The sequence below is a fragment of the Phenylobacterium sp. genome, assembly GCF_036963605.1.
Lineage (GTDB): Bacteria > Pseudomonadota > Alphaproteobacteria > Caulobacterales > Caulobacteraceae > Phenylobacterium.
Genome location: NZ_JBALUY010000136.1, coordinates 1 through 2,626, shown reverse-complemented (window position 1 = coordinate 2,626; position 2,626 = coordinate 1). Strand labels below are relative to the sequence as shown.

Genomic DNA, 2,626 nt, shown 5'->3' with positions numbered 1-2,626 from the left:
CTGGCCGCCCGGGCGCAGGTCAATGCGCTGCTGGAGCCGCAGGGGATCAAGGTCTCGGTCAACGACTTCATCATGAAGGCCGTGGCCATGGCCCTGAAGGCCGTGCCGGAAGCCAACGCCAGCTACACGCCCGAAGGCATCGCCATGCACCACCACGCCGACGTGGCCATGGCGGTGGCCATCGACGGCGGGCTGATCACCCCGATCATCCGCAAGGCCGAGACCAAGTCCCTGGCCGAGATCGCCACCGAATCCAAGGACCTGGCGAAGCGCGCCCGCGACCGCAAGCTGAAGCCCGACGAGTTCCAGGGCGGCACCTTCTCGGTCTCGAACCTGGGCATGTTCGGCATCAGGTCCTTCGCCTCGATCATCAACGAGCCCCAGGGCGCGATCATGAGCGTCGGCGCCGGGGAGAAGCGGCCCGTGGTGCGCGGCGATCGTGTCGAGATCGCCACCGTCATGACAGTGACCCTGACCTGCGATCACCGGGTGGTGGACGGGGCGGTGGGCGCCCGGTTCCTGCAGGCCTTCAAGCCGATGATCGAGAACCCCGTCACCATGCTGGCCTGATCGCCGGAATCCCCTAAGCTTCGGCGCGGGAGGGGCGATCATGACAGCGGCGGAACAGCCGGGCGGCGCATGCGCCGCCTGCGGGACGACCTTGAGCGGTCGGTACTGTCATGCCTGCGGGCAGGACACGGAGGCGCGGCCGCGCGCGCTTCGCGACATGGTCCATGAAGCCTTCTCCGAGGCCAGCCTGATCGACGGGCAGGGGGTGCGCACCCTCGTCGCCCTGGTGACCCGGCCCAGCCGCATCCTGATCGCCTACCGCGAGGGCGCGGGCAGCCTGTACGCCAGCCCCGTCAAGATCTTCGTGGTGGTGACGGCCCTGTTCCTGGCGGTGCTGAACTTCAGCGACGTGGTCATCTACCAGCATGTGCGGCAGGCGGCCCCGGGCGTGCCCGTAACGGCGACGGCCGATCCGGACGGGGTCACCGTCCACCTGACGGGCGCGACCGAGGAAGAGCACTGGATGCAGCGGCGGGTGGAGCCGCCCATCGATCCGCGCATCCATGAGGCCATCCGGGCGGCGGCGGCGCGCGCCGCCAGCGAACAGGACCGGCAGAACCTGCTCTACGAGATCCAGTCGGATCGGGAGCAGGCGGTCATCAGCGAACGGCTGGGGGCGTGGCTGCCCAATGCGGTCTGGCTGCTGACGCCCCTGTTCGCCCTGCTGCTGGCCCCGCTGTTCGGGCGGCGCCGGCTGTTCATGGAGCATCTGGTGTTCGCGCTGTGGGCGCACGTGACGGCCTTCACCCTGCTGATGCTGCTGGCGCTGGCCAACTGGTTCGGCGCGAATATTCCGGCGTGGCCGCTGGCCATTCCCTACCTGGTCTATTTCACCCGGGCGGCGTCGCGGTACTACGGCCTGTCCATGGGGTCGGCGGCGTGGCGGGCGGTGGTCCACACGGCGGCGTATCTGGTGCTGGTGCTGATGCCTGCGGCGATCATCGTGGCCATTTCAGCCCTGGACCTGCAGGCGCTGCTGGTCTTCCTGGCCGCCTGAACTTTCGTTTCCGCCGGGGCCTCAGGTGTGGCCACCGGGGACGGGGGCGGATATGACCGGGCGTCAAGATTCAAGGTGCTGGAGACTTCTGGATGGCCGACTTCGATCTCATCGTCATCGGATCGGGACCGGGCGGCTATGTGGCCGCGATCCGGGCCAGCCAGCTGGGCCAGACGGTCGCCATCGTCGAGCGCGAGAACCTCGGCGGCATCTGCCTGAACTGGGGCTGCATTCCCACCAAGGCGCTGCTGAAGTCCGGCGAGAAATACGAGAGCCTGAGCCACCTGAAGGACTATGGCCTCAGCGCCGACAAGGTGGGCTTCGATTTCGAGGCCATCATCGCCCGCTCGCGCGGGGTGGCCAAGCAGCTGAATCAGGGCGTCGGCTTCCTGATGAAGAAGAACAGGATCGAGGTCATCGAGGGCGACGCGAAGCTGGAGAAGGGGCAGGGCGCGCCCAAGGTCGTCATCGCCCTGAAGGACGGCAAGTCGCGCACCGTGCAGGCCAAGGCCGTCATGCTGGCGGTGGGCGCCCGCGCCCGCGCCCTGCCGCAGATCGGCCTGGAGGCCGACGGAGAGCGCATCTGGGCCTACCGCGAGGCCATGACGCCGAAGTTCATGCCGAAGTCGATCGTGGTGATCGGCTCGGGCGCCATCGGCATCGAGTTCGGCAGCTTCTATCGCGCCCTGGGCTGCGCGGTGACGGTGGTCGAGGCCGTGGACCGCATCATGCCGGTGGAGGACGAGGAGGTCTCCAAGACCGCGCAGAAGGCCTTCGAGAAGCGCGGGATGAAGTTCAGGACCGGCGCCAAGGTGACCAAAGTCACCAAGGATTCCAAGGGCGTGAAGGTGGCCATTGAGGCGGGCGGCAAGGCCGAGACCCTGGAGGCCGAGGTGTGCATCTCGGCCGTGGGCATCACCGCCAACACCGACGGCATCGGGCTGGAGGCGCTGGGCGTCGAGCTGGACCGGGGCCACATCAAGACCGACAGCCACTGCCAGACCAATGTGAAGGGCCTGTACGCCATCGGCGACTGCGCCGGCGCGCCCTGGCTGGCGC

General features: G+C 68.2%; 3 protein-coding genes. All 3 read left to right on the top strand.

The genetic code is table 11. From position 1 onward, the window contains the following. Positions 1-570: 2-oxo acid dehydrogenase subunit E2 (locus tag V7702_RS16670; protein ID WP_335651199.1), on the top strand; the 570-nt coding region annotated here is incomplete at its 5' end. A gap of 40 nt (positions 571-610) precedes the next feature. Further along, positions 611-1,567 carry a DUF3667 domain-containing protein gene (locus V7702_RS16665; protein ID WP_335651198.1) on the top strand — a complete coding sequence of 319 codons (957 nt, stop codon included), beginning with the start codon at positions 611-613 and terminating at the stop codon, positions 1,565-1,567. Between the two features lie 92 nt (positions 1,568-1,659). Further along, the coding region (locus V7702_RS16660; RefSeq protein ID WP_335651197.1) for an FAD-dependent oxidoreductase at positions 1,660-2,626 on the top strand (967 nt) is incomplete at its 3' end.

Excerpts from the sequence above, each read along its gene's own strand:
- V7702_RS16665 (WP_335651198.1), top strand. The coding sequence starts at position 611 with ATGACAGCGGCGGAACAGCCGGGCGGCGCATGCGCCGCCTGCGGGACG.